The organism is Streptomyces sp. NPDC049597, assembly GCF_040675505.1.
Taxonomy (GTDB): domain Bacteria; phylum Actinomycetota; class Actinomycetes; order Streptomycetales; family Streptomycetaceae; genus Streptomyces.
In genome coordinates this window covers 1-20,597 of the sequence record NZ_JBFAOY010000031.1, presented here as the reverse complement: position 1 = coordinate 20,597, position 20,597 = coordinate 1, and the positions used below count along the sequence as shown (strand labels likewise).

Sequence of the window (20,597 nt, the reverse complement as noted above, 5' to 3'; positions counted from 1 at the left end):
CCGGCCAGGGCGATGCCGACTCTCAGCCACCATCTGGCAATGGCGGATCGGCTTCGGTTCCTCCTTGTGGTGGCCTCGCTCCTCATGCGACGCACCGCCACGGGCCGGTCACGGCGGCAGCCGTTTGTTGCTGGCCCCGCGCCAGCCGTGCGTGTCGCCCCTTCGGGGACTGCTTCGCTCTCCATCTTCCGCAGCCATCCGCCGCGCGCTCATGGCTTTCTCGGGTGGGGGACATCGCATCTCCTGGTGCCTGCTGCGTCGGTTTCGATTCGGCGGCCTCGGGCTGTGCTCGCCTGCCGTTCGGCTCGGCCGTCGACAGCATCCTTTGGTGTCCGGTGGTGCCCCTGCCAGGCAGGGGCCGCCGAACGGATTGATCGTGTGACAAGTCCGCAGACCTCAGTGACCACCCTGCCGACAGTTCGCATGGGGGCGACGTACCCCGATGGGCATGCGCACGCCACGACCGATCTGCCCGCGATGTGGTCAGGACTGGATCCGTCGGTATCGCTTCAAGAGCGATGGGCGGTGTTCTCCCTGTGCACCGAGTGACTCCCCGCCCTGGAGAAGCGCCTTCCCCGAGCCGGGACGCTCATCCGATCTGGCGATCGACGTTGTAGGCGGCGCTGATCAGCGCCAGATGCGTGAACGCCTGAGGGAAGTTGCCGAGTTGCTGGCCCGCCAGACCTATCTCCTCCGAGAGGAGCCCGAGATGGTTCGCGTAGGTGAGCATCTTCTCGAAGGCCGGCCGCGCCTCGTCGAGCCGACCGGCTCGGGCGAGCGCCTCCACCCACCAGAAGGAGCACATCGAGAAGGTTGCCTCCGTGCCGGCGAGCCCGTCTGGCGATGCTTCCGCGGTCGCGATCCAGCGCGGGTCGGTGGGCGCGACCAACAGGGCCGTCGCGCACCATCTGCGAGCGTCCTCCTCGGCCTCGGTCTAGGCGGCCCCCACCGGCCAACCGCACGCTCATCGACCGCCGACATACGCAGCTCCCGGCGTGTCGAGGCCTTCAGTCAGAACGCCGTGCGGTGTCCCGGTGGCAGGGACGCACACGGCGTTCTCGTGGGTTACGCGGCGAGGCGTTCGGCGAGGGCCTTGGCCTTGACGGCCGCGTCCTGGAAGGCGCGGTCGCGGGAGGCTTCAAAGAGCGGCACCAGTTCGGCCATGGCCGGGATGTGCGGGGCCATGGTGAGTTCCGGGACGATGAAGTCGAGGTCGAGGGCGAGCATGCCGGACAGGGTCGCCGTCAGGTAATTCTGCACGTACTCGTAGGGCTCCTTCGGGGTGCCGGGCGCGTAGGAGCCGCCGCGGCTGGCGACGACGGTGACCGGGGTGCCCTTGGCGGAGGGGTTCTCACCCGAGGTGCGGCCGAAGAGGATCACGTTGTCCAGCCATGCCTTGAGGGTCGAGGGGATCGTGTAGTTGTACATCGGCGCGCCGATCAGCACCGCGTCCGCACGCTCCAACTCCTCGATGTGCTCCAGGCGTTCGGCGAAGGCGGTGGCCTGCTCGGGCGTGTGGGTGTCCGGATCGGCGAACCCGGCCGTGTGGGCGTGGACGGTGATGTGCGGCACCGGGTCGGCGGAGAGGTCGCGGTAGATCACCGCGCCCTCGGGGTGCTGCTCCTCCCAGATCTTGCGGAAGGTCTCCGTGACGGCGCGGGAGGCGGAGGCGCCGCCCGGGAACACGGACGAGTCGATGTGCAGCAACGTGGCCATGGAGTGTCTCCAATTTCTGGGTGACGTGACAGGGCGGTCGCTCGCGGCGGGTGCCGCGGGCTCGTGGTCGGTGAGGTGGGGCGGCCGGCCTTCAGGCCGGTGGCCGGGGGCGCAGGACGCCGTCGGGGTCGTAGCGCTTCCACAGGTCGGTGAGGCGGATTCCGGTCGGTCCCGGGTAGGCGCGGGCGAGCGTCGCCTCGGCGGGGGCGCTCTCGACGTGCACGTAGGCGCCGTCGGTGTCCGGGGCGAGGGGGCGCCAAGCCGCAGGCGCAGTTGCAGGTCGGCGACGCCGGTGAGGAAGGAGATGCGGTCGGTGACCGCCGACAAGTGGGTGATCAGGGTCCAGGCGTCGAGGCGGCCGGGCTGGTACGGGTGGTCCTGGACGGCGAGGTGGTCCTGGCCCGAGTCCTCCGCCGTGCGCGCGAGGCGCCGGGTCAGGGTCCATGTCCCGGCGGAGGGGTCGAGGCTCGCTCCGAAGGAGAGTCGGTGTCCGTAGTCGGTCATGAGTCCAGGCTGGGCTGGACCGCCGCGTCGGCAAAACGATGGGTAAGGTGCTAACCTTTTGTAAGTGAACTCCATTCATGACGACACCTGCCCGAGCTTCGAGGGCACCCTCGAAATGGTCGGGCGCCGCTGGACGGGTTCGGTACTGCAGGCTGCCGCCCAGGGCGCCCGGCGCTTCGGCGAATACCGTGCGATGATCGACGGCATCTCCGACCGGCTGCTCTCTCAGCGTCTGAAGGAACTCGAGGCCGCGGGCCTCATCGAGCGCACCGTCATCCCCACGACGCCCGTACAGATCCGCTATCAGCTGGCCCCGGACGGTCAGGCACTGGTGAACGCCCTGTTGCCGCTCGCGCAGTGGAGCATGCATCGCTCCGGCCCCAGGGGTGCGGGGCGGGTTCCGTCGTCGACGTAGTGTCCGGATACGCGTGGACAAAGGCGCGCGCACTCACTCCGCCGATACGGAGGCGCTCAGGCCGGGGCTGGTGCTCTGACCGCACAGATCCGCCGGTCCGGCGGCCATGGCGGGGGGACGTGCGGTGACGTTCGATCCAATGCTGGAAATGCGGAGGCTGAGCCGTCCGTGTGCGCAGGCTGACCGGACCGTCCGGCTGGCCTGGGGTGCGGAGATGCACCACCGCCCCGCCAGCTCCGACGAGCCCAACGTGGATGCGGGCGGGCCCACGGGGTGAAGCCCGCGATGCGCCAGCTTCCACCTCGCCTTGGTGATCTCAGTGCGGCGGCCCGGCCTTGCGGCCACCGGAGGCCCACCGCCCGGGCGGCGGCCGTCAACGGCGGGGGAGTGCCCGCCTGTTGCGGGACACTGGCTGTATGGCTTTGCCGCGTCCGGCCACGACGGCCGATCTGTCGACGGTACGGGATCTCCTCGGCATGGAGTGGCCTCACGAGCGCGGTGCTGCGGCCGAAGAGAAGTGGAAGGAGCGCCTGCAGGACCGGACCATGCCGACGGCCATCCGGAGTTCGGTGTGTGGCTGCTGGAGGACGGCGGCACGGTGGTGGCTGTCGCGGTCACCCAGCTTCCGTCACGCCGGGGGCAGCGGCGGGTGGGCGGCGTGGCGTATCCGGTGTACCTCGATTATCTGATCACGCGGTGCGGCCGCCGGGGCCGGGGGTACGGCGCGCAGATGGAAGAGCATGTGATCGGGGCCCTGGCGGCCCGTGGCTATGGCCGTGTCTGTCTCCTTGTCGAGCCCGGCAGGACGGACGCGCTGCGGTTCTGGACGGGCCGGGGGATGGCAGCGGGCCCCGGAGGCAGAGCAGCCGCCCACCCGGGTGCTGATGGTCAGGGAGACAGCTCCGGCCGTGGAGCCCGGGAAGGACACCGGCCCGGGCAGGAACTGAGGGCCCCCGGCCCTGGGCTTTGTGCCCGGGAACGTGTCCCGTCCCGGATCGCCATCGGGTCCCTATGGGCTCGCGGGGTCGGCATCCCCGGCTCGCACGGCGGCCGCCGCCTCGAGCAGGAGCCAGCCGTCGACCTCCACCGCCCGCCGCTCCCCAGGCTGCCACCCGCGGGCCAGCGCCACGTCGAGCAGGGCCCGGACAGCGCCCGGCTCGTGCAGGTTCAGGGACTCGCCTCGGGTGAGGCCCACGTCCCCGGAGCCCATGGGGGCACCGCCTGGGACGTACCGGCCCGGCCCGTCGGCGAAGACGATGCGCAGCGGGCCTCCGCTGCCGGCTGGCTGCGGGGACAAGGTGAGGGTCTGGCGGCAGTCCACGGACCGGCCCTCGCCGTCCTTACGGTGACTGTGGCGGATCGTCCACATGTACACGCGCCCGTCGGCGACCAGTCGGCGGGGCTTCTTGGAACGGCGAGGCACACAGCCGAGGGTACGCGGCCTGATCCACCCCCGCTGAGACGAGGAAGGTCGTCGAACTTCGGTGAGAACGGCCGATGAGACAGCACAACGGACAGCCCCTGGTGAGTTGCGGCGATGAGCGTGACGTCGAGCCGTCAACGGCCAGTTCGGCTCGATTCTGTGACGGCTGCCCGTCACGCTTGATGCCTCGCGGCACGGGCCGCGCGTCGGCGCCAGGCTCTCGCTGTTGTCCAAGTGCTGTCAGCGGCCGCTTATCGGCCTGCTCGCGTCCTCATCGTCAGGCGAGGCTCCAGCCGCGGAGCTGGCGGACGATGCGCGGGATGCTGAGTGTCCCGGCTGCGACGTCACGCACGAGGATGACGGCGGCTTTGGGGGCGTACTCGAGCCGGCGGCCGTGCAGGGCGAGGTAGGCCTCGGTGGAGTGCCAGGCGAAGGCCTCGTTCGAGTGCTCGAGGCAGGGCAGCTTCGCCAGGGTCTGAAGCAGCGCGGCGGCTTTGAAGTGCAGCGAGCTGTAGATGTCGTGCTCCATGGATCGGGCGTTGACCCGCGCGGCGGCCGCGAACAGGGGGCCCAGGTCGTCGACCTGGGGGTCGCCGGGAAGGAGTTCGGCGGCGTGCAGCAGGAAGGTGACCTCGAGCGGATGGTGCGGTGCGGGCTCGGTCACGCGGCCTGGCCCCGCTCCCGCTGCTCGGCGGCCCGCTGCTCCGCGGAGGGGTCGGTGCTGCTGGGCTCGGCGGCGAAGGCGGCGGCGCTGCGGGCCATCGACTCCTTGAAGCCGTCGAGGAACCGCTGCTCGACCGCGGTCGCGCGCGTGTAGGCGGCGGAGAGGATGTACTCCTGCAGGCTCACCCCTTCCCGGGCTGCGGCGGCAGCGATTACGGCCCGCTGCTCGGGGTCCGGGAAGCGCAGGTTCATGGCTGAACGTCCCGCCCGGCCGCCCTCCCGACCGCCGCACTGGGGGCGAGGGGCAGGCGCCGGGTGCTGACCTGCGCGCCGGCCACCGCCAAGGCCGGCGTCCAGGTGAGCGAAACGGGCCTCTGGGCGTCGACGACCCTGGGATGTGCCGGCGACCAAATTCCTCGACGCCGCAGCTCGCACCCTGCCTCTACGCCGGCCCGCGCCAGCGCGAGCGCCGTGGATCAGGGCCAGTGCCCGGACGGCGCCCCTGCGAGCGGTGGCTCGAGCGGCGCACACCCGCAGTACGGCGGAGCGCCGTTGACGGCCCGCCCCGGCGAGCAAACCCCAACCGGCGCTTCCAGGGCGCAAATGCGGGCCCGCGAAGGGTTCCAGGCATGGTGGGGTGGGGCCTGCATCTGTTGCCGGTGCCCTGTCCCGCCGACCTGATCCCGGACGCGAGGAGTCTTGACGGGTTCAACGCCGCCTGCCAACGGGCCAAGCAGCAGGGTGCCGTGTTCGTCGCCGTCGAGCACCAGGCCCAGTGCTGGGCGGTAACAGCTGATGCGCTCACCGCCCCGCGGCACGTCATCGACGACTCGATATATGACGCCGTCCGCGCTGCAGCCATCCGTCTGGTCCGCTCCGCGAAAATCGCCCGGACTACTCCGTCGGACCGGTGCACTTCGTGCTGTACGGCCTGGAGACCGAGGAGCGGGCCCGTGACAGGCGCGCCGCGAGTTCGAATCCGAATGCCGCAACGGCGGAGGCGGGACCGGCCAATAGAATCATGGCCCGCCTGCGCGCGCCGCCGAACACGAGGCACAGCGATGCCCACCCCTGAGCCTGCGAGCTGCTGGAGCTTGTCGGTGCTGATCACGGCCACCCGGGTCGCGGGCCGGTGGGCGCAGTCGTAGACAGGCCATGAGCGAGCGGGTCGACGTACGGCGGCGATCCTCGGGACATCCCAGGCTGACATGCTCCCGCCCTGACCGAGGGCGGATTGATGGTGCTGCGTCCTCCGGTGGAGCCGATGCCGGCCCAGGCCCGGGAATCGGTGCCGGGGCCGGGCGTGCTGCCCGGTGGGCGTTCGAGGCCAAGTTCGACGGCTAGCGCGCCCTGATGTTCACCCGAACCGTGCGGGCGGTGCGGTGCTGTTGCAGTCGCGCCGCGGCAGCGCTGATACAGCGGCACCTCCCTGACCTGGTCGCAACCGCACGACAGTTGCCGAACGGCCTGGTCCTAGACGGCGAACTGGTGGTGTGGTCGGGGGACCGGTTGTCGTTCCAGGCGCTGCAGCGCCGGGCGGTGTCGGGCGCGCAACGTCGACGAGCTGGCCGCGCGGATGCCGGCGCACTTCATCGCCTTCGACGTCCTCCAGGCCGACGGCCAGGAGCTGCTCACCGAGCCGTACGAGCGTCGCCGCGATGTCCTGGAGAACCTGTTCACCGAGCACGGGCTGACTCCACCGTGGACGCTGTGCCCGATGACGACCGACCCCGGCCGTCGCGCAGGAGGGGCTGAGGCGGCACCCGCCCGCCGGCCCAGTATGGCGGTCGGCTCGATTCCCACCCGGCAGCCGCACTCAGTAGTGCCTTCGCCCAGCTCGCCACGGCCATCGATCTCGCCTTCGCCCCCTGGGATCTGGCTCACCTGCACCTGCGATGCGGACGCGTTCGTCTTCAGACAGGTAGCGAGAGGAGATCGTCCGCTCGATCCGCTCTCCCCGTTCCTCGTGCCTGGGGTTTGGGATCGTGGCCCGCAGTGCGCCCTTGATGGGCTGCACTGCGGGTCTGTACCGCTTGCGACCTTCCTTGGTCGTTCCGGGCCGGGCCGGCCTCCCGTAGAGCCATTCCTTCCCGGCTGATCGGTGGATGCCAACAGTGCGACAAGCGGCTTTGATGCTCACGCCACTGTTAACGAGCTCGAAGAACTTCCGTCGTTCCTCGATCTTCGGCTCACCGCGCCAGGTACCACCGTTGCTCATCGCGTTCCCGTTGACGGGTGTTGCGACGATCATTAGAACCCAAGGGAGGGGTGGGCCAAGGGGCTGTGCTGGGTGGAGTACGTCGTCGCGTTCATCCGCGGGATCTCGCTTCTCTCTCCTTCGTCCGGGCGCCTCGGTCGGTGCGGCACCGGGGTGGCCGGTGGTCGGCTGGACCATGCGGAGGCAGCGGGCATGCGGCGCATTGCCGGTCGTCAGCGGGGAGTCGTGGGCGAGCGCGCGGCCCCGGTCTGCCGCGTGGAGGGGCAGGCCGGGGCTACGTGGGGTGAAAGCCGGGGCGCAGGGGCGCCGGCCGGATCAGCCGAAGAGGGTCGGCGCTCCGGACCTATTCCGCGGCCTCGACGGCCCGCTCGGCTCCTTGCCCTTCTTCCTCGGCAGCGTGAGCAAGTTCTGTCAGGACGCCGGTCAGCCACCGTTCGGGCGGCAGCGCCACCGCACCCTTGCGCAGCCTCTCCAGCCGTTCGGCCCGCTCCGCCCGAGACAGGTCGAGGCCCGCGGCGATGGCGTCCGCGAGTTCCTGGACGTCGAAGGGGTCGATCAGGACGCAGCCGCCGGCGAGGTCGTCAGCCGCTCCGGCGTGCCGGGACAGGACCAGCGCCAGATCGCGCCGGCTGAGTACGGCGGCCTCCTTCGCGACGAGGTTCATTCCGTCCCGCACCGGATTCACCACCAGCACGTCGGCCAGGGCCATTGCCGCCAGTCCGCGCCCGAAGTCGTTGCGGGTCTCCAGGACGACCGGCTGCCAACCGTCCCTGCCGAAACGCTCGTTGATTCCCGCGACGAGCATCTCGACCTGCGTCGCGAGCTCGCGGTACGCGGCCAGCTCGCCACGTGAAGCGTAGGCGAGAACGAAGTGCACCACCGAGCCGTGCCGGCCGGGGTGCTGTTCGAGGAAGCGCGCGTACGCCTCCAGACCCCGCACGATGTTCTTCGACGGTTCCATCCGGTCCACCCGCACCACCAGGCGGGCGTCCCCGGTCAGGGCGCGCAGCCGGCGTTCGTGCTCCGCCACGTCCGGGGCCGCGGCGCGCGTGTGCAGGGCCTCGGCGTCCACGCCCACCGGGAAGCAGCGCACCCGCGACCAGCGCCCGTCCGGGCCGCGCACCGCCCGCCGGGCGCGGTCGGTGCGCAGCCCCAGCTGCTCGCAGCAGGACAGGAACGCCTCGGCCCAGCGCGGTACGAGGAAGCACACCAGATCTGCTCCCAGCAGACCGGTCACCAGCTCCCGCTGCACGTCGACGGGGAGCACGGCGAAGCGCTCGGGGTCGGCCCACGGCGTCATGGTGCAGTGCGCGCTGCGCAGATCCGGGCGCAACTCCCGCAGCCGGCGCGGGGCCAGCGTCAGGTGGTAGTCCTGCAGCAGTACGGTGCCGCCGGGCAGCGCGGACTCGGCGCACGCCGCCGCGAACTCGCCGTTGACCCGGCGGTACCCGTCCCAGTGGGATCTCAGTTCCGCGTCGAAGGCCGACTTCCCGCCAAGGGGCAAATGGTGCTGCAGGAACCACAACAGCTCCGTGGAGACCGTTTGGTAGTAGGCGGCGAAGAGGGCCGGGTCGAGGTCGAGCAGCCGTACGCCGATCGGGCCCTCGGGCAGGTCCACTTCGTCGAGCCGGCCCCGTGCGCGCAGTTCCCGGGCGGCGGCCCGGTCCTCGTCGGTCAGGGCGGCGGCCACCCACACCCCGCCGTGCGAGGCGAGCGCCGGGCCGAGTACGGCGATCAGGCCGCCGGCTCCGCGGTTCACGACCACCCGGCCGCCGTCGCCGGTGCGCCGTTCGACCGGTCCGCGGTTGGAGGCGATCACCAGACTCGCACGCTGCTGCTGCGCTGTGTCCATGCCCTTGGACTTCCCCTCGGTGTTCGGGTTCTCTCCCGGTTTCGCCTCCGGCACCGGCAGCGCTCCGCCACCACGACCCGACGGTGCTGCCTCCTCCGGCGGCGGGCGGTGCAGTGTATGCGCAGACGGCCGCCTCGTCGGAAGACGGCGGGGTCGAGTTGGTCAAGTCGGCTTCTGTGCCAGTCGAGTTGACGGAAACTGGAGCGGTTCTTGGCGGCCGCGGCCCCGCCTTCCTACGCTCACCCGTGTTCGGAGCACAGCTCTCCCACGAACGCGAGGTGCCCTATGGAACACATGGTCGACTCCGCGGGTGGCCGGCCCGAACCGGTGGTCCCCGACACCGTGTCCGAGGAGAGCCGTTCCGCGTTCCAGGACTATCTGGACGTACAACGGCGAACCATCCGCGTGCCCGAGGACGACCTGCGCCGGCGTATCGCCGGCCGCACCGTCGTCGTCACCGGAGCGGCGGGCTGTATCGGGCGGGCGCTGCTCGCCGAACTCCGGGCCCACTCCCCGGCGCGTGTCGTCGGCGTGGGCCTGGAGGAGCAGCCCCGCCTGCCCGACGCCGACGAGCACCACACTCTCGACATCCGCGACGGCGCCGGACTGACCGCACTGATGCGACGGATTCGTCCCGACCTCGTCTTCCACCTGGCCGCACAGCGCGACCCGGGTCTGGCCGAGCGCGCGGCGGCACACACCATCAGCACCAATGTTCTGGGCACGGCCCACGTCATCGATGCCTGCGTCGCGGCCGGGACCGGCCAGCTCGTGTACGCCTCCACGGGCAAGGCGCTGCGGCCCTACACCAGCGACGTCTACGCCCAGAGCAAACGCACCGGCGAGTGGCTCGTCGTCGACGCGGCCGAGCGGGGCGTCCTGCCAGGCGCTGCCGTCCGCTTCACCCACGTCGTCGACAACGCGATAGTGCTCGGCCGCTTCCGGGACTGGTGCCGACGTGGTGAACCCCTGCGACTGCACAGCAGGGACACCTCGTTCTACGTCCAGTCGGCGCGCGAGTCGGCCCGGCTACTGCTCGCCGCGTCGCTGGCCCCCCTCGACGACCGTTTCCGGCTGTACGCCATCCACGACCTGGGCTGGCCCGTGAGCCTGATGGACCTCGCCCTGGGCGCGGTGGCCGAACAGGGCCGGCCCGTCCCCGTGGAAGTCGTCGGATACGAGCCAGGTTACGAGGAGCAGCCCTACCCCGGGCTCTACGACCCTCGCTACTCCGGCGAGGTCAGCCCGCTGATCAACGCCCTGGAGGCGCCGACCGTGCGGTCCGGCCCCGGCGGCGACGTCGACTGCGCCGGCGGCCGCGCCCGGCTCACCCCCGAACTGCGTGCGGGCGTCGACCACCTGACCCGGCTCTGCGCCCACCGCACCGACGAGAACTGGATCCGCGGCGTCTTCGACGCGCTGGCCTGGGGGCTGCTCGACCACGCGATCACCGGTGCCGAACCGGACTCCGTACGCCGCATCGTCAGGCTCACCGAGCCGCACCGGGAGCGGATGCCGGCCGAACACCTCAGGATCGACGATCTGTTCCGCAAGCACGCGGCCCGCCTGGGCCCGCCCGCCAAGGTCGCGTGATGACCTCACGGACCGCCCCCGGTGACGCGGCACCGGCCGGCCCCCGTGACGCCGCGCCTGGCCCCGGACGCACCCGTGCCCCCGACGGGGCGCCTGCGGCGGGGACCGGGAGGTCCGCGCTGCGCGCCCTGCTCGCTGCGCAGGGCGTGGGTGCACTCGGACTTGCCGCCGGCGGCACGGCCGGTTCGCTCATCGCCGAGGACATCTTCGGATCCACCGCCTACTCGGCCCTGCCCCTCGGCCTCCTGGTGCTGGGAGCCGCCGTGTCCGCACCGCTGCTCACGGCGCTGATGCGACGGCGCGGACGGACCGCGGGCCTCGCCGTCGGCTACGCACTGGCCACGGCGGGGGCCGCCCTGGTGGTCCTTGCGGCCACGCTCACCGACCCCGCCACGCTGCTCGTGGGCAGCGTGCTGCTCGGGATCGGCAACAACGCCGTGATGCTCGGCCGCTACGTGGCGGCCGACCTCGCGCCCGCCGGGCACAGCGCACGGGCCATGAGCGCCGCTCTGACCGCGGTCACCGCGGGTGCGGTCGGCGGACCGGCGCTGCTCGGCCCCGCGGGTACGGCGGCTCGGTCCCTGGGGCTGCCGGCCGCCGCGGGCCTGTACCTGCTGGCGGCCATCGCCTTCCCGGCCGCCGCCGCGCTGACGCTGCGGCTGCAACTCCGTTTTCGGCACACCGCCGGGGCCCAGGGCACCGCCGTGTTCACCGCGAGCGACGATCCGCAGCCGCGCGGCTCCGGCACCGGTGACCGTCCGAAGGCCGACGACTCCGCCGCGGGCCACCGGCTCACGGGCCGACGGCTGACCGGTGGCGCGGCCCTCGCGCTGATCGTGCTGGGCGTCTCCAACCTGACCATGGTGACCGCGATGGGCGTCGCCCCCGCCCGTCTGCACGCCTACCACTGGTCACTGGACATGGTCGGGCTGCTGGTGGCCGGACATGTCGTGCTGATGTTCGGCCCGTCGGCCCTGTCCGGATGGCTCTGCGACCGTGCCGGACCGCGGCGGACGGCACTGCTCGGCGGCCTGGTCCAACTGCTCGCGCTCCCGCTCATCGCCCCCGCGGGCACCGGCGGCAGCCTGGCCGCCGTACCGGGACTGCTGCTGCTCGGTCTGGGCTGGAACCTCCAGCTCGTCAGCGGCAGCGCCCTGGTGATCCGCACCGCCGGGCCCGCGCACCGCCACCGGGCCGAGGGCCTCGGAGAGTCGGCGATGGGGGCGGGCGCGGTCGTCGGCACACTCGGCATGGCCGGACCGCTCCTCGCCGCCGGGGGGCTGCCGCTGCTGTGCCTGGCCCTCGGGGCCTTCACCCTGCTCGCCTCGATTCCACTGCTGCGGGAGTACCACTGATGGCACCGACGTACGGGCGGCCCGGCCCGGGACAGCCCCGGCCCGGCGCGGTCCTCATGGACTTCTCCGGCACACTGTTCGACGACACCTCGGTGATCCGTCCCGACCGTCTGATCGCCCGGTGTGCCGCACGCGGCCGCGAGTTGGGGCATGCGCAGGCACAGCGGCTGTGCACCGGGATACTCGCCGTGGTCGACTCTCCCGACGGCCGGGCACGGCGCGAGAACGCGGACCTGTCGGCCGACCGGCACCGCGCAATCTGGACCGCACTGGCCGCATCCGCCCCGGGCAGCGACGCGTTGATCGCGGAGGCGTTCTACGACTGCGTGATCGCGGCCGACGGCTGGCACCCCTATCCGGACACGCCGCAGGTGCTGAGGGCACTGCACACGGCAGAGGTCCCGGTGGCCGTGGTGAGCAACACGGGCTGGGACATCCGGGGTTCCTTCGCCCACGCCGGTCTGGACGGTCTCGTGACCCGGTTCGTTCTGTCCTGCGAGCTGGGCGTGCAGAAGCCGGACCCGGCCCTCTTCCAGACCGCCTGCGACCTCCTGGGCGTACCCCCCGGGCACGCCCTCATGGTGGGCGACGACCCGGCACGGGACGGCGCGGCCACCGCAGCGGGCATCCCCGCGTACATCCTCCCGGCGGCCCGGGGCCCACTGCGCCCACGCGGGCTGGCCGCGGTGACCGACCTGCTCGGCACGGCCGTGTCCTGAGGCATCGTGCCCCGACGGCGGCCGGAGACACCAGGCCGCGGTGACAGCCCGAGGCGCCGTCGCGGATCCGCGTGCACATGACCCCGGACTCGACGACGGCGCCCCGGTGTCCTCGCCACCGGCGGCGAGGACACCGGCGCGCCCGCGTCGTCACCGGACGTCTTACGAGCCATCCGCACAGGCCAGCTGCAATACGCCGTGGCGGTGATCAACTGTGGCCGAGCCCGGAGAGTCGGCGCATGTAGTCGTCCTCGTCGATCTCACCAGCGGCATAGCGACGTCGCAGAATGTCCTGGGGGGTCTCGACGTCGGGCGCCTTGCTCGCCGTGTTCCCGCTGAGCGCGCGGATCAGGAAGAGCAGTCCGACGATGAAGAGCGCCAGCAGGACGAGTCCGACCACGCCCCACAGGATCATCCAGGCACCCATCCCGCTCATCATGCCGTTCACCCAGCCGCACATCGCGATCTCACCGTTTTCACGGTAGCTCCGGTGCAGCAGGCGCTGCCATCTCGCCTTCCGGCCCGTCGTAGCTGCCGGTCGCCGCGGCCTTCATGCTCCGAACAAGGGCCCCAGTCGAGGCCGGGCAGCACGGCCGCAGCCTCCGCATCATCGGATCCGTGACCTTGCCCCCGGGTGAAGGTTTTAGCGTGGCCGGTATCAGCAGGAAGCTGGAAGGAGGTCACCCTCATGGCATTCGTCGAAGGCGAGGTGTACCGCTGCCCGGACACCGAGTGCGGCTGTGAGATCACCGTGACCAACGGAGCGGCCCCGGGGCACGGCGGAGACCAGGCCCCCACCTGCTGCTGCGGGCTCCCCAGTGGAGAAGGTCCGCAACAGCCCCGATCCTCACCCGCAAGACGCCGAGGACCTGTAAATGGACCAGTTGCTGTACGTACTGCCTGCCCTCGCCTGTCCCGTCGGCATGGGCCTGATGATGTGGCTCATGATGCGCTCCAGGCGCTCCCCGGCGGACCAGCCGCGCAGCGCGGCTGCCACCGCCGCGCAGGAGCAAGAGCTCTTTCGCCTGCGCCATGAGGTCGAGGCCCTGCGTGGCGAACTCGCCCCGAAAGCCGACCTCACCAAAGGCACACCGTCATGACCGGAGCCTGGCTCCCGCTGCTCGCGACCGTGCTGGCCGCCGCCCTCACCTACCTGTGCTGCATCCGCCCGATGCGCAGGAAGGACAGCTGCTGCGCGGCCATCGACCAGCACACCGCCGAGAGCCTGGACGACGAGATCCACCGGACGCGCGAGGAATTACGCACGCTGCGGAAGCAAGCCGCCGCGCGGGCGGTTCCCCCGCGCAGCCGACCCTGGTGGCAGACCCGATGAAGGCGAAACAGATGCGCGCGGGGCACATCGCTGCCACGACCATCCTCGTCCTCGGGTTGGCCGCCTGCTCCGCCGACACCGACACGGAGGAAACCCCCGGGGCGGCGCTCAGTCACATCCACGGCCTCGGCATCGACCCCGCGGACGGGCGGCTGTACGTCGCCACCCATGAAGGGATCTTCACACCGGGCAAGGACGGCAAGGCCCAGCTGGTCGGCGACAGCAAGGACGACTTCATGGGCTTCGCCGTGGCCAAGGCGAAGACGTTCCTGGCGAGCGGCCACCCCGCCCCGGCAGCGACACTCCCGGAAACCCCGGACTGATCGAGAGCACCGACTCGGGCAAGACCTGGAAGGTGCGGTCCCTCACCGGGCAGGCCGACTTCCACGCCCTCGACTGCGCGGGCGGCACCATCTACGGCTACGACAGCACCCAAGGCCTGCTACGGGTCAGCAAGGACGGAACCTCCTGGGACGACCGCGCGCGCATCGAGGCCCTGGACATCGCCGTCGACCCCAATGACCCGGACACCGTGCTGGCCACAACAGCCGACGGCGTCGCAAAGAGCACCGACGCAGGAAAGACCTTCACAGCCGGCAAGCAGCCCGTGATGGCCTACATCTCGTGGGCCGAGGCCAGAGCGCTGTACGGCATCGACCCCTCCGGCGCGTTGAACCGGAGCACCGATGGCGGCTCCACCTGGAAGAGGACGGCGGCGATTCCCGGCGGTCAGCCCCAGGCACTCACCGCCATCGACGCCGAGCGCGTCCTGGCCGCCACACAGGACGGCGTCTACGAGTCGCGGGACGGCGGCAGGACCTTCACACAGCGCCTCGCCACATCCGGAGGCAACCACTGACCCCAGCGCCTGCTCTCCGCCGATGAGTGCCACCCCGTCATACCCGAACGGCGCGGCGCCCGGCGGCGAAACAGCGGTGCCCTCCGCCCCGCTGCCGGTCAGCCTGACCGCCGAAGGCGTCACGCCGTGACGCCTTCTGAACGGCAGAGCCTGTGGCGACAGGCCCGGGTGCGGCACCACGGAGAGCAGCACACGGCGTCCACCCGCTTGCGGTTGCCGCCGTGAACCACCAGCCCTTGCAGATCGGGCACCGCTTCCTCGGCCGGTGATACGGACGGCCTTCGCGCAGGGCGGCCGCGAACTCGACATTGCTCCGCTACCACTCCTCGCGTTCCCGCTTCCACCGCCACGCTTTCGTGCGGCAGGCAGCTGAGCACTACCGACGCGACCGCCGGCTGCCGTCGGGCAACGGACTGCCGCGCTGGCTGCACGTCCGGACATTCTTCCTCGCCACATGCCCAGGGGCCTCCCCGCACGGGCCGCGGGGCCAGGAGCCAGGGAAGCCGTTCGCCGGACGGTCACAGAGACCGTTAAGCGAACGGCTTCCCGGTAGGCAGTGTCGATCAGAATGCTGTGACCTGCGGATTCAAAGTTCAGAAATAGGCTCTGATGCGCCCCGACCAGCGGCCGCGGACGCTGGAGTCACGAGGGCGACGTGGTCGGGCGTGATCCAGTTCGGGCTGGTCGCGCTGCCCGTGCGGCTGTACGCGGCGACCGAGGAGCATCCGGTGCGGCTTCATGAGATCCACACCGCGGACGGCTCCAGGGTCGAGCACCGGCGTTTTTGCCGGGCCGAGGGCCGGGAGATTCCCTACGAGGAAGCGGGCCGGGGCTTCGTGATGTCGGACGGCCGTACGGTGCCGCTGACCGACGAGGACCTGGAGCACCTGCCGCTTGCGACGAAGCGCACCATCGAGGTGCTCGGCTTCGTCCCGGGCCAGGACATCGACCCGATCAGCTACAGCCGGCCGTACTACGTCGGGCCCGGCGGTCCGGAGGCCGACCGCTCCTAACGACCTCGGGGGAAATAGTGATAGGCGTGGTTCCTTCTGAGGGGCAACGTGAACGGCTCACGCGGCGGCGCCAAGTAGGCTCCAGCGCATGTCACAGCCGATACAACTCGTCATCCTGATCACTACTCTCCCGGGCCGCGGCCGGGAACAGATCGCTGCATTCGAGCGTCTCGCGCCGATCGTGCGAGCCGAACCGGGATGCCTGCAATATGACCTGCACCAGGTGAGCGGCGAGCCTGACCGCTTCGTTCTCATCGAGCGGTGGTCGTCGAAGGAGACACTTGCCGCACATGACGCCACCCCGCACATGATCGAAGCCGATGCGGCCAGCCCAACGTTCCGAGCGGGGCCCGCAGAAGTAATCCGGCTCGTCGCTGAACCCCTGGCCTGACCGCATCGTGTACGGTGCCCCGAATCCGGCGCTCGCTCAGAGTGAGCCACACCCTTCGGCGATGCCGATGCAGCCTACGAGGAGATGGGCACCGACCCCGCCGTCGTTTACGTCCTCGGCGGAAACAGTGATCGTCCCGGTCGGGCCGTGACATGGGAAGGACCGCACGGGTTGGGTGAGTTGTGAAGCTGACCTGGGTCCGTGCGGTCTGTTCCCATCCTGCCCTGTCTGGTGTCTCCCGCGCACATTTCGGCGAGTTGTTCGCTGAGATCGCCGGACCGTGGGAAGCGGCCCGGCAGTCCGCGCTGCGGGCAGATCGCGGCGGAGAGCGCAAGCGGGCGGAAGGAGCCGGCCGCAAGCCGAAGCTGGTCTTCTTCGACCGGCTGCTCGTCACCCTGGTCCACCTGCGACACCAACTGCCGCATGAGGCGCTCGCCGAGTTCTTCGATGTGGACCGCTCCACCGTCTCCGAGGCGATCCGTCAGCTCCGCCCGCTGTTGGCGGCCCGCGGCTTCGCGGTGCCCGACCGGCCCGGCCTGCGGCTCAAGACGCTGGAGGACGTCTTCGCCTATGCCGAAGCGGAAGGCGTCGAGATGCGGCTCGACGGTGCCGAGACCCACGTCAGGCGCCCACAGACCGGGCACCCCGGACGCCGTGAGTTCGTCTCCGGCAAGCGCCGGCAGAACACCATCAAGACCACCACGTTCAGCGACGGCCAGGGCCGCATGCTGCTGTCCGGCGTGGTCCGCCCGGGCCGGATGCACGACCAGACCGCCGTCCGCACCGAGGGCATCGCCGAACAGTTCCGCAACCGGCCAGGCGTGAAGGCCAAGGTCGACTCCGGATATGCAGGGCTGGCCAAGGAGTTCCCCGGCCAGGTCAGCGCACCGCCGAAGAAGCCCAAGGACGAGGCATGCGACGGCGACAAGTACGCCTGGCGCGAGACGCGGCGGCGGCAGTCCTCGGCCCGGATCTGCGTGGAACACACCAACGCCGAGCTCCGTCAATGGGCACCCCTGCGCCGGTTCACCGGACGCCGCGATGCTTACGCCGAGACCCATCTCGCGATCGCAGGCCTGGTCTCCGACCGATCCGCACGGCGGCCCACCCGTCGGCGGACGAGCACCGAACTCGTCCTCGTCCGCCACGTGACCTGCTGATCACCCACCAGCCGAACCGCTAGGCCGGCACGGCCGAATCTCAATTTCCCCCGAGGTCGTAAGTCCTGCTCGTCGAGGCGCTCGCCCGGACCGGACACGTGGCCGTGGCCAAGATCGCCATCAGGAGCCGCGAGCGCCTGGCCCTCCTGCGGCCCCGGCACGGCATCCTCGTCCTGCAGACACTGCTCTGGGAAGACGAGCTGCGCGACCCGGGCGACATCGTCCCCTCGGCACCGGTCACTGACCGGGAACTGGAGCTCGCCGAGGTCCTGATCAGGGAACTGACCGGCATCGAGGTGCGCGAGCTCCGCGACGAGTACGCGCACGCCCTGGAGCAGCTGGTCGCAGCGAAAGCCGCCGGCGCGGGCCTAGCCCCGGTGGAGGAGGCCGCGGCCCCCGTGGACCTGATGGCCGCGCTGGAGGAGAGCATCCAGGCGGCGAAGCGCGCCGGGCTCCACTGAGCCCAGCGCGGTTTTCAGTCACCCTCTTCCCTGGTGGCTGAAAATGCTGCCCGGTAGCAGCAGGGCCTGGGCGACGTCCGCGAGAGCGGCCTGCATCTGCTGCGGCATCGCCTTGCCGAACCGGCCCAGCAGTCCGCCCGGCGCAGGTACTCCTCCAGGGACTCGCCGGGATGCTGCTGCTCCCCGTAGCGCCGTAGCGCCAGGTCGAAAGCGGGCAGCGGTCGGCCAAGCTCGGCCAGTGCGGCCCGGATCGTCAGCACGAGCTGCGCGAAATCCGTGTTGGCGGAGCGGGCCAGGTCGATGCGTACGGGCGCGCGCAGCCAGCCCGCCACGTCTCGTCTCTGGGAGAGGTGATCGTCGGCTCACCAGCGATATGCCCGTTGCCCAATGACTCCGTTAAGACTGGTGTTGACTCGGTTCACAAGTGTATGATCATCTTGACCTGACAGGGACTCCCGCAGTCCGGTGCGGGTGCGGGCAAGGGATGACCTATAGAACCCAAAGGGGGGAATAAATGCGCTTGTTGGCAAAGTCAGCCGTTGTTGCAGCCACTTCCGGGGCGCTTCTTGCGACGTTCGGCACGGGACCGGCCACAGCCGCAGCGCTGTACAGCGAGGACTACTCGGCCTACACCACCGATGTCGGCTACATGGAAGGGAAAGTTGTCTTCTACAACCGCAGTGTCACGATCACTGGCACGGTCAAGTCCCATACAACGGGCTGTGCCACCGCGTCCTTTCAGATCCGAAGGGGCACCGACGAGTGGTACCAGGAGGACCGGACGGCTTGCGGCCGAGGTCCTGGTTCGAGCAAGGGCTTCAGCTTCACCCTCGAATGGGACACGGCCGGCACGGCCAACTATGTCCACGCGCGTCTGCTCAACAATGACCGAAACATCGTCAACAGCGACCAGGTGTTTTTTGGCGGATGAGTTGATGTAGGCCGTGGCGTACGAGCGTCATGCCCCAACCCTCGGGCGGACGAGTATGCGAAGCGGAGCTGGTGTTCCTGGTACCAGCCGCTTGCCTCCCATACGGCTGACGCCCGTAGCAGCGCCCAGAGTGTCAGGCGGCCTGGCGGGCGGATCCACTCAAGGAAACCACGCACCTTGGCGCGTGACACGTCGTGAGTGTCCTGGAGCCTGTGGGCTCATGGGCCCTTCTCTTATGACTGGAGCAGAGATGAAAAAGATGATCAAGTGTATGGCTACCGTGGCCGCTGCTACCTCCGCAGTCATGCTGCCGGCAACGCAGGCATCTGCGTTCGAGGCAGTCGAGGCGTTCAGCGTGTGCTATAAGGTCACCGACTGCAACATGGGCTACACGTCCGGCAGTATCGAGTGGGAGACCGGGACCCTGCCGAACATGTCGGGGGCATCCGAGTCCAACGTCAGGGGAAAGGTGGTTAATCGCATCGGCACGGACTACTCGACGACGGCGTACTTCGAGTTCTACGACGGTGACAGCGTGAAGCGCTATTCCACCACCCGGACATCATGGGACGGCGAGTTGTCCTTCAACTTCATGGTGAATACGGAATACCACTGGCGCATGAAGATCACCGTTTGCCAGAACTGGGCAGATGGCACTAGGTCCTGCGGCTCCCCGGAGAACTACTCCTATCAGTGACGCGCGGAAGAACCCCTCGAATGGCACCGCAGAGGTGGGATCCGAGAACGTCTATAGGCGCTTCAGATAGCGGTCTTGTCCCTAGTGGTGCTTCGTTTACGTTGGGTGACCTTGCCTATCCCCGACTTCTCCGGCCTGGAAGGCGGTGACGAGCAGCAGGCCGCGGGCATCGTCCGCGACGTGGCGCTCTGGTACAACACCCAGCTGGCTGCTGAAAGCAGGGCGCCGGTGCCCGACAAGGACCGGATCGAGGAGCTCAGCAGGCCCGGCAGGCCGCGCTGGCCGACCAAGCACAGCTGGCGACCGCCGACCCAGAGGAGGCAGACCAGATCGCCGCCGTCTATGCCGCCCGACTGAAGGAGCTCAACGAGTCGTAAGCCGGGGCCCTGCGCAGTACGGGCAGGGGCCCGACGTGCGGATGCAGCCAGTCGATCCGGACCGGCTGCACCCGCACGGGCATCAGTGGGCGGGCGAGCGCGGCGATGTCCTCCAGCTCCGCCCGGTGCTGCGCCAGAGCACGGCGCAGCGCCTGGTGGAGCCGGAGGAACACCGTGCCCTCCTGCTCAGAGCGGGCCGCGGGTTCTCGTACAACCAAGTCGTCCCTCCGGTGGTCGGACCGGCTGGGACGCACCGGTAATGTCCCACCCCATTCGCGCAGGAGGAACCTCCCTTGCTCTCCCCACACACCGGCCGGCGCCGTCTCGGCGCCGCCGTCGCCACCGTTCTCGCCGTCACGCTCGGCGCGGGCTCGCTGACCACCACCGCGGTGCACGCGACGGAGGTCCCTGCCGCGACGGAGGGGCCGAGCAGTCTTCTCCCGATGGTGCCCGGCGCCTGGCTCATATCTGCGGGCCCCCGAGGCTTCCTGACGTACGTCCTACACCACGGCGATCACGAGAAGTTCCGATGGACCCCGTACGAGGGCGGGGCGACACGAGACCACCACTTCGACACGGTCGAGGGGAGCGCCGAGACATCCGGGGACATGGTCGTCACATTCAGCGAGATTTTCGGGACCGAGGCGGTGGACATGTCCACCGGCACATCCTTCCGCAAGCAGCAGGTTGACGACGGGCTGGACAGCTTCTACGCCGGCACCGCGGGCTCGGCCCTCTTCATCCGCGGGTACACGCGTCTGTGGCTGCAGACCAAGGACACCGAACCCCGCGTCGTGCAGGGCCTGCCGGAGAAGGCCGCTCACGGCTGGGTGCGGCCGGGCGACGCCACGCACGGCCTGATCGACATCCGGACCGCGGAAGGCGAGCACCGCCTCGGCCTGATCGACCTGACCGAC

At 70.2% G+C, this 20,597-nt stretch carries 25 protein-coding genes and 4 pseudogenes; 18 read left to right on the top strand and 11 right to left on the bottom strand.

Annotation, left to right across the window (positions count from 1 at the left end):
• Positions 1-589 precede the first annotated feature (589 nt).
• The 4 genes and pseudogenes from AB0K02_RS27815 to AB0K02_RS27800 all read right to left on the bottom strand — a co-directional run.
• Positions 590-850, bottom strand: a pseudogene (locus AB0K02_RS27815) (glycoside hydrolase family 15 protein); the annotation flags it as partial.
• Positions 851-1,065: 215 nt separating this feature from the next.
• Positions 1,066-1,716, bottom strand: coding sequence for an NAD(P)H-dependent oxidoreductase (locus tag AB0K02_RS27810; RefSeq protein ID WP_365995304.1), 651 nt, complete (start codon positions 1,714-1,716; stop codon positions 1,066-1,068).
• Between the two features lie 91 nt (positions 1,717-1,807).
• The gene (locus AB0K02_RS27805; protein WP_365995307.1) at positions 1,808-1,939 is read right to left on the bottom strand and encodes a hypothetical protein; all 132 of its coding nucleotides are present in this window, start codon (positions 1,937-1,939) and stop codon (positions 1,808-1,810) included.
• Positions 1,940-2,001: 62 nt separating this feature from the next.
• Positions 2,002-2,220: pseudogene (locus AB0K02_RS27800) on the bottom strand (LLM class flavin-dependent oxidoreductase); the annotation flags it as partial.
• A gap of 64 nt (positions 2,221-2,284) precedes the next feature.
• Between AB0K02_RS27800 and AB0K02_RS27795 the strand changes: the two are divergent.
• Both AB0K02_RS27795 and AB0K02_RS27790 read left to right on the top strand, forming a co-directional pair.
• Positions 2,285-2,635 (top strand): helix-turn-helix domain-containing protein, encoded by a 351-nt coding sequence (locus tag AB0K02_RS27795; RefSeq protein ID WP_365995271.1) that lies wholly within the window; start codon positions 2,285-2,287, stop codon positions 2,633-2,635.
• 310 nt (positions 2,636-2,945) lie between these two features.
• A pseudogene (locus AB0K02_RS27790) lies at positions 2,946-3,452 on the top strand (hypothetical protein); the annotation flags it as partial.
• A 192-nt stretch (positions 3,453-3,644) separates the two neighbouring features.
• On the opposite strand, the gene AB0K02_RS27785 reads toward AB0K02_RS27790, so the two are convergent.
• The 3 genes from AB0K02_RS27785 to AB0K02_RS27775 form a co-directional block, all read right to left on the bottom strand.
• The gene (locus AB0K02_RS27785; protein ID WP_365995270.1) at positions 3,645-4,058 is read right to left on the bottom strand and encodes a hypothetical protein; all 414 of its coding nucleotides are present in this window, start codon (positions 4,056-4,058) and stop codon (positions 3,645-3,647) included.
• Between the two features lie 277 nt (positions 4,059-4,335).
• A complete protein-coding gene (locus tag AB0K02_RS27780) occupies positions 4,336-4,722 on the bottom strand; it encodes a fic family toxin-antitoxin system, toxin component (protein ID WP_365995269.1) in 387 nt (128 codons plus the stop codon).
• Complete coding sequence (locus AB0K02_RS27775) at positions 4,719-4,973, bottom strand: DUF1778 domain-containing protein (protein WP_365995268.1); 255 nt, start codon at positions 4,971-4,973, stop codon at positions 4,719-4,721. Before AB0K02_RS27775 ends, AB0K02_RS27780 begins: the two co-directional genes overlap by 4 nt.
• Positions 4,974-6,297: 1,324 nt before the next feature.
• Between AB0K02_RS27775 and AB0K02_RS27770 the strand changes: the two genes are divergently transcribed.
• Positions 6,298-6,819 carry a hypothetical protein gene (locus AB0K02_RS27770; RefSeq protein ID WP_365995267.1) on the top strand — a complete coding sequence of 174 codons (522 nt, stop codon included), beginning with the start codon at positions 6,298-6,300 and terminating at the stop codon, positions 6,817-6,819.
• Between the two features lie 463 nt (positions 6,820-7,282).
• Here AB0K02_RS27770 and AB0K02_RS27765 read toward each other — a convergent pair whose 3' ends face one another.
• Positions 7,283-8,845 (bottom strand): trehalose-6-phosphate synthase, encoded by a 1,563-nt coding sequence (locus tag AB0K02_RS27765; protein WP_365995266.1) that lies wholly within the window; start codon positions 8,843-8,845, stop codon positions 7,283-7,285.
• Positions 8,846-9,076: 231 nt separating this feature from the next.
• Between AB0K02_RS27765 and AB0K02_RS27760 the strand changes: the two genes are divergently transcribed.
• Genes AB0K02_RS27760 through AB0K02_RS27750 form a run of 3 tightly spaced genes read left to right on the top strand, consistent with a single transcriptional unit; the run spans position 9,077 to position 12,458 of the window.
• Complete coding sequence (locus AB0K02_RS27760) at positions 9,077-10,384, top strand: polysaccharide biosynthesis protein (protein ID WP_365995265.1); 1,308 nt, start codon at positions 9,077-9,079, stop codon at positions 10,382-10,384.
• The gene (locus AB0K02_RS27755; protein ID WP_365995264.1) at positions 10,384-11,739 is read left to right on the top strand and encodes an MFS transporter; all 1,356 of its coding nucleotides are present in this window, start codon (positions 10,384-10,386) and stop codon (positions 11,737-11,739) included. The genes AB0K02_RS27760 and AB0K02_RS27755 overlap by 1 nt, the downstream gene beginning before the upstream one ends.
• A complete protein-coding gene (locus AB0K02_RS27750) occupies positions 11,739-12,458 on the top strand; it encodes an HAD family hydrolase (RefSeq protein ID WP_365995263.1) in 720 nt (239 codons plus the stop codon). Before AB0K02_RS27755 ends, AB0K02_RS27750 begins: the two co-directional genes overlap by 1 nt.
• Positions 12,459-12,666: 208 nt before the next feature.
• Here AB0K02_RS27750 and AB0K02_RS27745 read toward each other — a convergent pair whose 3' ends face one another.
• The gene (locus AB0K02_RS27745) at positions 12,667-12,885 is read right to left on the bottom strand and encodes an SHOCT domain-containing protein (RefSeq protein WP_365995262.1); all 219 of its coding nucleotides are present in this window, start codon (positions 12,883-12,885) and stop codon (positions 12,667-12,669) included.
• A gap of 448 nt (positions 12,886-13,333) precedes the next feature.
• On the opposite strand from AB0K02_RS27745, the gene AB0K02_RS27740 reads away from it, so the two are divergent.
• From AB0K02_RS27740 to AB0K02_RS27705, 8 genes are all read left to right on the top strand, one after another.
• Entirely contained in the window at positions 13,334-13,558 is a 225-nt protein-coding gene (locus AB0K02_RS27740) for a hypothetical protein (RefSeq protein ID WP_365995261.1), read from the top strand.
• Entirely contained in the window at positions 13,555-13,791 is a 237-nt protein-coding gene (locus AB0K02_RS27735; RefSeq protein WP_365995260.1) for a hypothetical protein, read from the top strand. Before AB0K02_RS27740 ends, AB0K02_RS27735 begins: the two co-directional genes overlap by 4 nt.
• On the top strand, positions 13,788-14,114 hold the full coding sequence (locus tag AB0K02_RS27730) for a hypothetical protein (RefSeq protein ID WP_365995259.1): 327 nt from the start codon (positions 13,788-13,790) through the stop codon (positions 14,112-14,114). Before AB0K02_RS27735 ends, AB0K02_RS27730 begins: the two co-directional genes overlap by 4 nt.
• A gap of 32 nt (positions 14,115-14,146) precedes the next feature.
• A complete protein-coding gene (locus tag AB0K02_RS27725; RefSeq protein ID WP_365995258.1) occupies positions 14,147-14,650 on the top strand; it encodes a hypothetical protein in 504 nt (167 codons plus the stop codon).
• Positions 14,651-15,315: 665 nt separating this feature from the next.
• Positions 15,316-15,663 carry a Ku protein gene (locus AB0K02_RS27720; RefSeq protein ID WP_365995257.1) on the top strand — a complete coding sequence of 116 codons (348 nt, stop codon included), beginning with the start codon at positions 15,316-15,318 and terminating at the stop codon, positions 15,661-15,663.
• Positions 15,664-15,751: 88 nt separating this feature from the next.
• Positions 15,752-16,054 (top strand): putative quinol monooxygenase, encoded by a 303-nt coding sequence (locus AB0K02_RS27715; RefSeq protein WP_365995256.1) that lies wholly within the window; start codon positions 15,752-15,754, stop codon positions 16,052-16,054.
• A 257-nt stretch (positions 16,055-16,311) separates the two neighbouring features.
• Positions 16,312-17,214 carry a transposase family protein gene (locus tag AB0K02_RS27710; protein WP_365995255.1) on the top strand — a complete coding sequence of 301 codons (903 nt, stop codon included), beginning with the start codon at positions 16,312-16,314 and terminating at the stop codon, positions 17,212-17,214.
• Positions 17,215-17,279: 65 nt separating this feature from the next.
• Positions 17,280-17,675 carry a Ku protein gene (locus tag AB0K02_RS27705; protein WP_365995303.1) on the top strand — a complete coding sequence of 132 codons (396 nt, stop codon included), beginning with the start codon at positions 17,280-17,282 and terminating at the stop codon, positions 17,673-17,675.
• Between the two features lie 14 nt (positions 17,676-17,689).
• Here the strand turns inward: AB0K02_RS27705 and AB0K02_RS27700 are convergent, their stop codons facing one another.
• Positions 17,690-18,007, bottom strand: coding sequence for a hypothetical protein (locus AB0K02_RS27700; protein WP_365995254.1), 318 nt, complete (start codon positions 18,005-18,007; stop codon positions 17,690-17,692).
• Positions 18,008-18,189: 182 nt separating this feature from the next.
• Here AB0K02_RS27700 and AB0K02_RS27695 point away from each other — a divergent pair, with 182 nt between their 5' ends.
• The 3 genes from AB0K02_RS27695 (at position 18,190) to AB0K02_RS27685 (ending at position 19,660) form a co-directional block, all read left to right on the top strand.
• On the top strand, positions 18,190-18,606 hold the full coding sequence (locus AB0K02_RS27695) for a hypothetical protein (protein ID WP_365995253.1): 417 nt from the start codon (positions 18,190-18,192) through the stop codon (positions 18,604-18,606).
• Between the two features lie 271 nt (positions 18,607-18,877).
• Positions 18,878-19,303, top strand: coding sequence for a hypothetical protein (locus AB0K02_RS27690; RefSeq protein WP_365995252.1), 426 nt, complete (start codon positions 18,878-18,880; stop codon positions 19,301-19,303).
• Positions 19,304-19,414: 111 nt separating this feature from the next.
• Positions 19,415-19,660: a hypothetical protein gene (locus AB0K02_RS27685; protein WP_365995251.1), complete on the top strand. Its 246-nt coding sequence runs from the start codon at positions 19,415-19,417 to the stop codon at positions 19,658-19,660.
• On the opposite strand, the gene AB0K02_RS27680 is transcribed toward AB0K02_RS27685, so the two are convergent.
• Complete coding sequence (locus AB0K02_RS27680; protein ID WP_365995250.1) at positions 19,644-19,853, bottom strand: hypothetical protein; 210 nt, start codon at positions 19,851-19,853, stop codon at positions 19,644-19,646. The two genes, AB0K02_RS27685 and AB0K02_RS27680, sit on opposite strands and share 17 nt — an antisense overlap.
• 120 nt (positions 19,854-19,973) lie before the next feature.
• Between AB0K02_RS27680 and AB0K02_RS27675 the strand changes: the two are divergent.
• Positions 19,974-20,597 (top strand): annotated as a pseudogene (locus tag AB0K02_RS27675) (hypothetical protein); the annotation flags it as partial.

Bases quoted from the DNA above. Each gene is read 5' to 3' on its own strand.
- AB0K02_RS27810 (WP_365995304.1), bottom strand. From the start codon at position 1,716: ATGGCCACGTTGCTGCACATCGACTCGTCCGTGTTCCCGGGCGGCGCC.
- AB0K02_RS27775 (WP_365995268.1), bottom strand. From the start codon at position 4,973: ATGAACCTGCGCTTCCCGGACCCCGAGCAGCGGGCCGTAATCGCTGCC.
- AB0K02_RS27770 (WP_365995267.1), top strand. From the start codon at position 6,298: ATGCCGGCGCACTTCATCGCCTTCGACGTCCTCCAGGCCGACGGCCAG.
- AB0K02_RS27760 (WP_365995265.1), top strand. From the start codon at position 9,077: ATGGAACACATGGTCGACTCCGCGGGTGGCCGGCCCGAACCGGTGGTC.
- AB0K02_RS27755 (WP_365995264.1), top strand. From the start codon at position 10,384: ATGACCTCACGGACCGCCCCCGGTGACGCGGCACCGGCCGGCCCCCGT.
- AB0K02_RS27750 (WP_365995263.1), top strand. From the start codon at position 11,739: ATGGCACCGACGTACGGGCGGCCCGGCCCGGGACAGCCCCGGCCCGGC.
- AB0K02_RS27745 (WP_365995262.1), bottom strand. From the start codon at position 12,885: ATGGGTGCCTGGATGATCCTGTGGGGCGTGGTCGGACTCGTCCTGCTG.
- AB0K02_RS27740 (WP_365995261.1), top strand. From the start codon at position 13,334: ATGGACCAGTTGCTGTACGTACTGCCTGCCCTCGCCTGTCCCGTCGGC.
- AB0K02_RS27735 (WP_365995260.1), top strand. From the start codon at position 13,555: ATGACCGGAGCCTGGCTCCCGCTGCTCGCGACCGTGCTGGCCGCCGCC.
- AB0K02_RS27730 (WP_365995259.1), top strand. From the start codon at position 13,788: ATGAAGGCGAAACAGATGCGCGCGGGGCACATCGCTGCCACGACCATC.
- AB0K02_RS27715 (WP_365995256.1), top strand. From the start codon at position 15,752: ATGTCACAGCCGATACAACTCGTCATCCTGATCACTACTCTCCCGGGC.
- AB0K02_RS27695 (WP_365995253.1), top strand. From the start codon at position 18,190: ATGCGCTTGTTGGCAAAGTCAGCCGTTGTTGCAGCCACTTCCGGGGCG.
- AB0K02_RS27690 (WP_365995252.1), top strand. From the start codon at position 18,878: ATGGCTACCGTGGCCGCTGCTACCTCCGCAGTCATGCTGCCGGCAACG.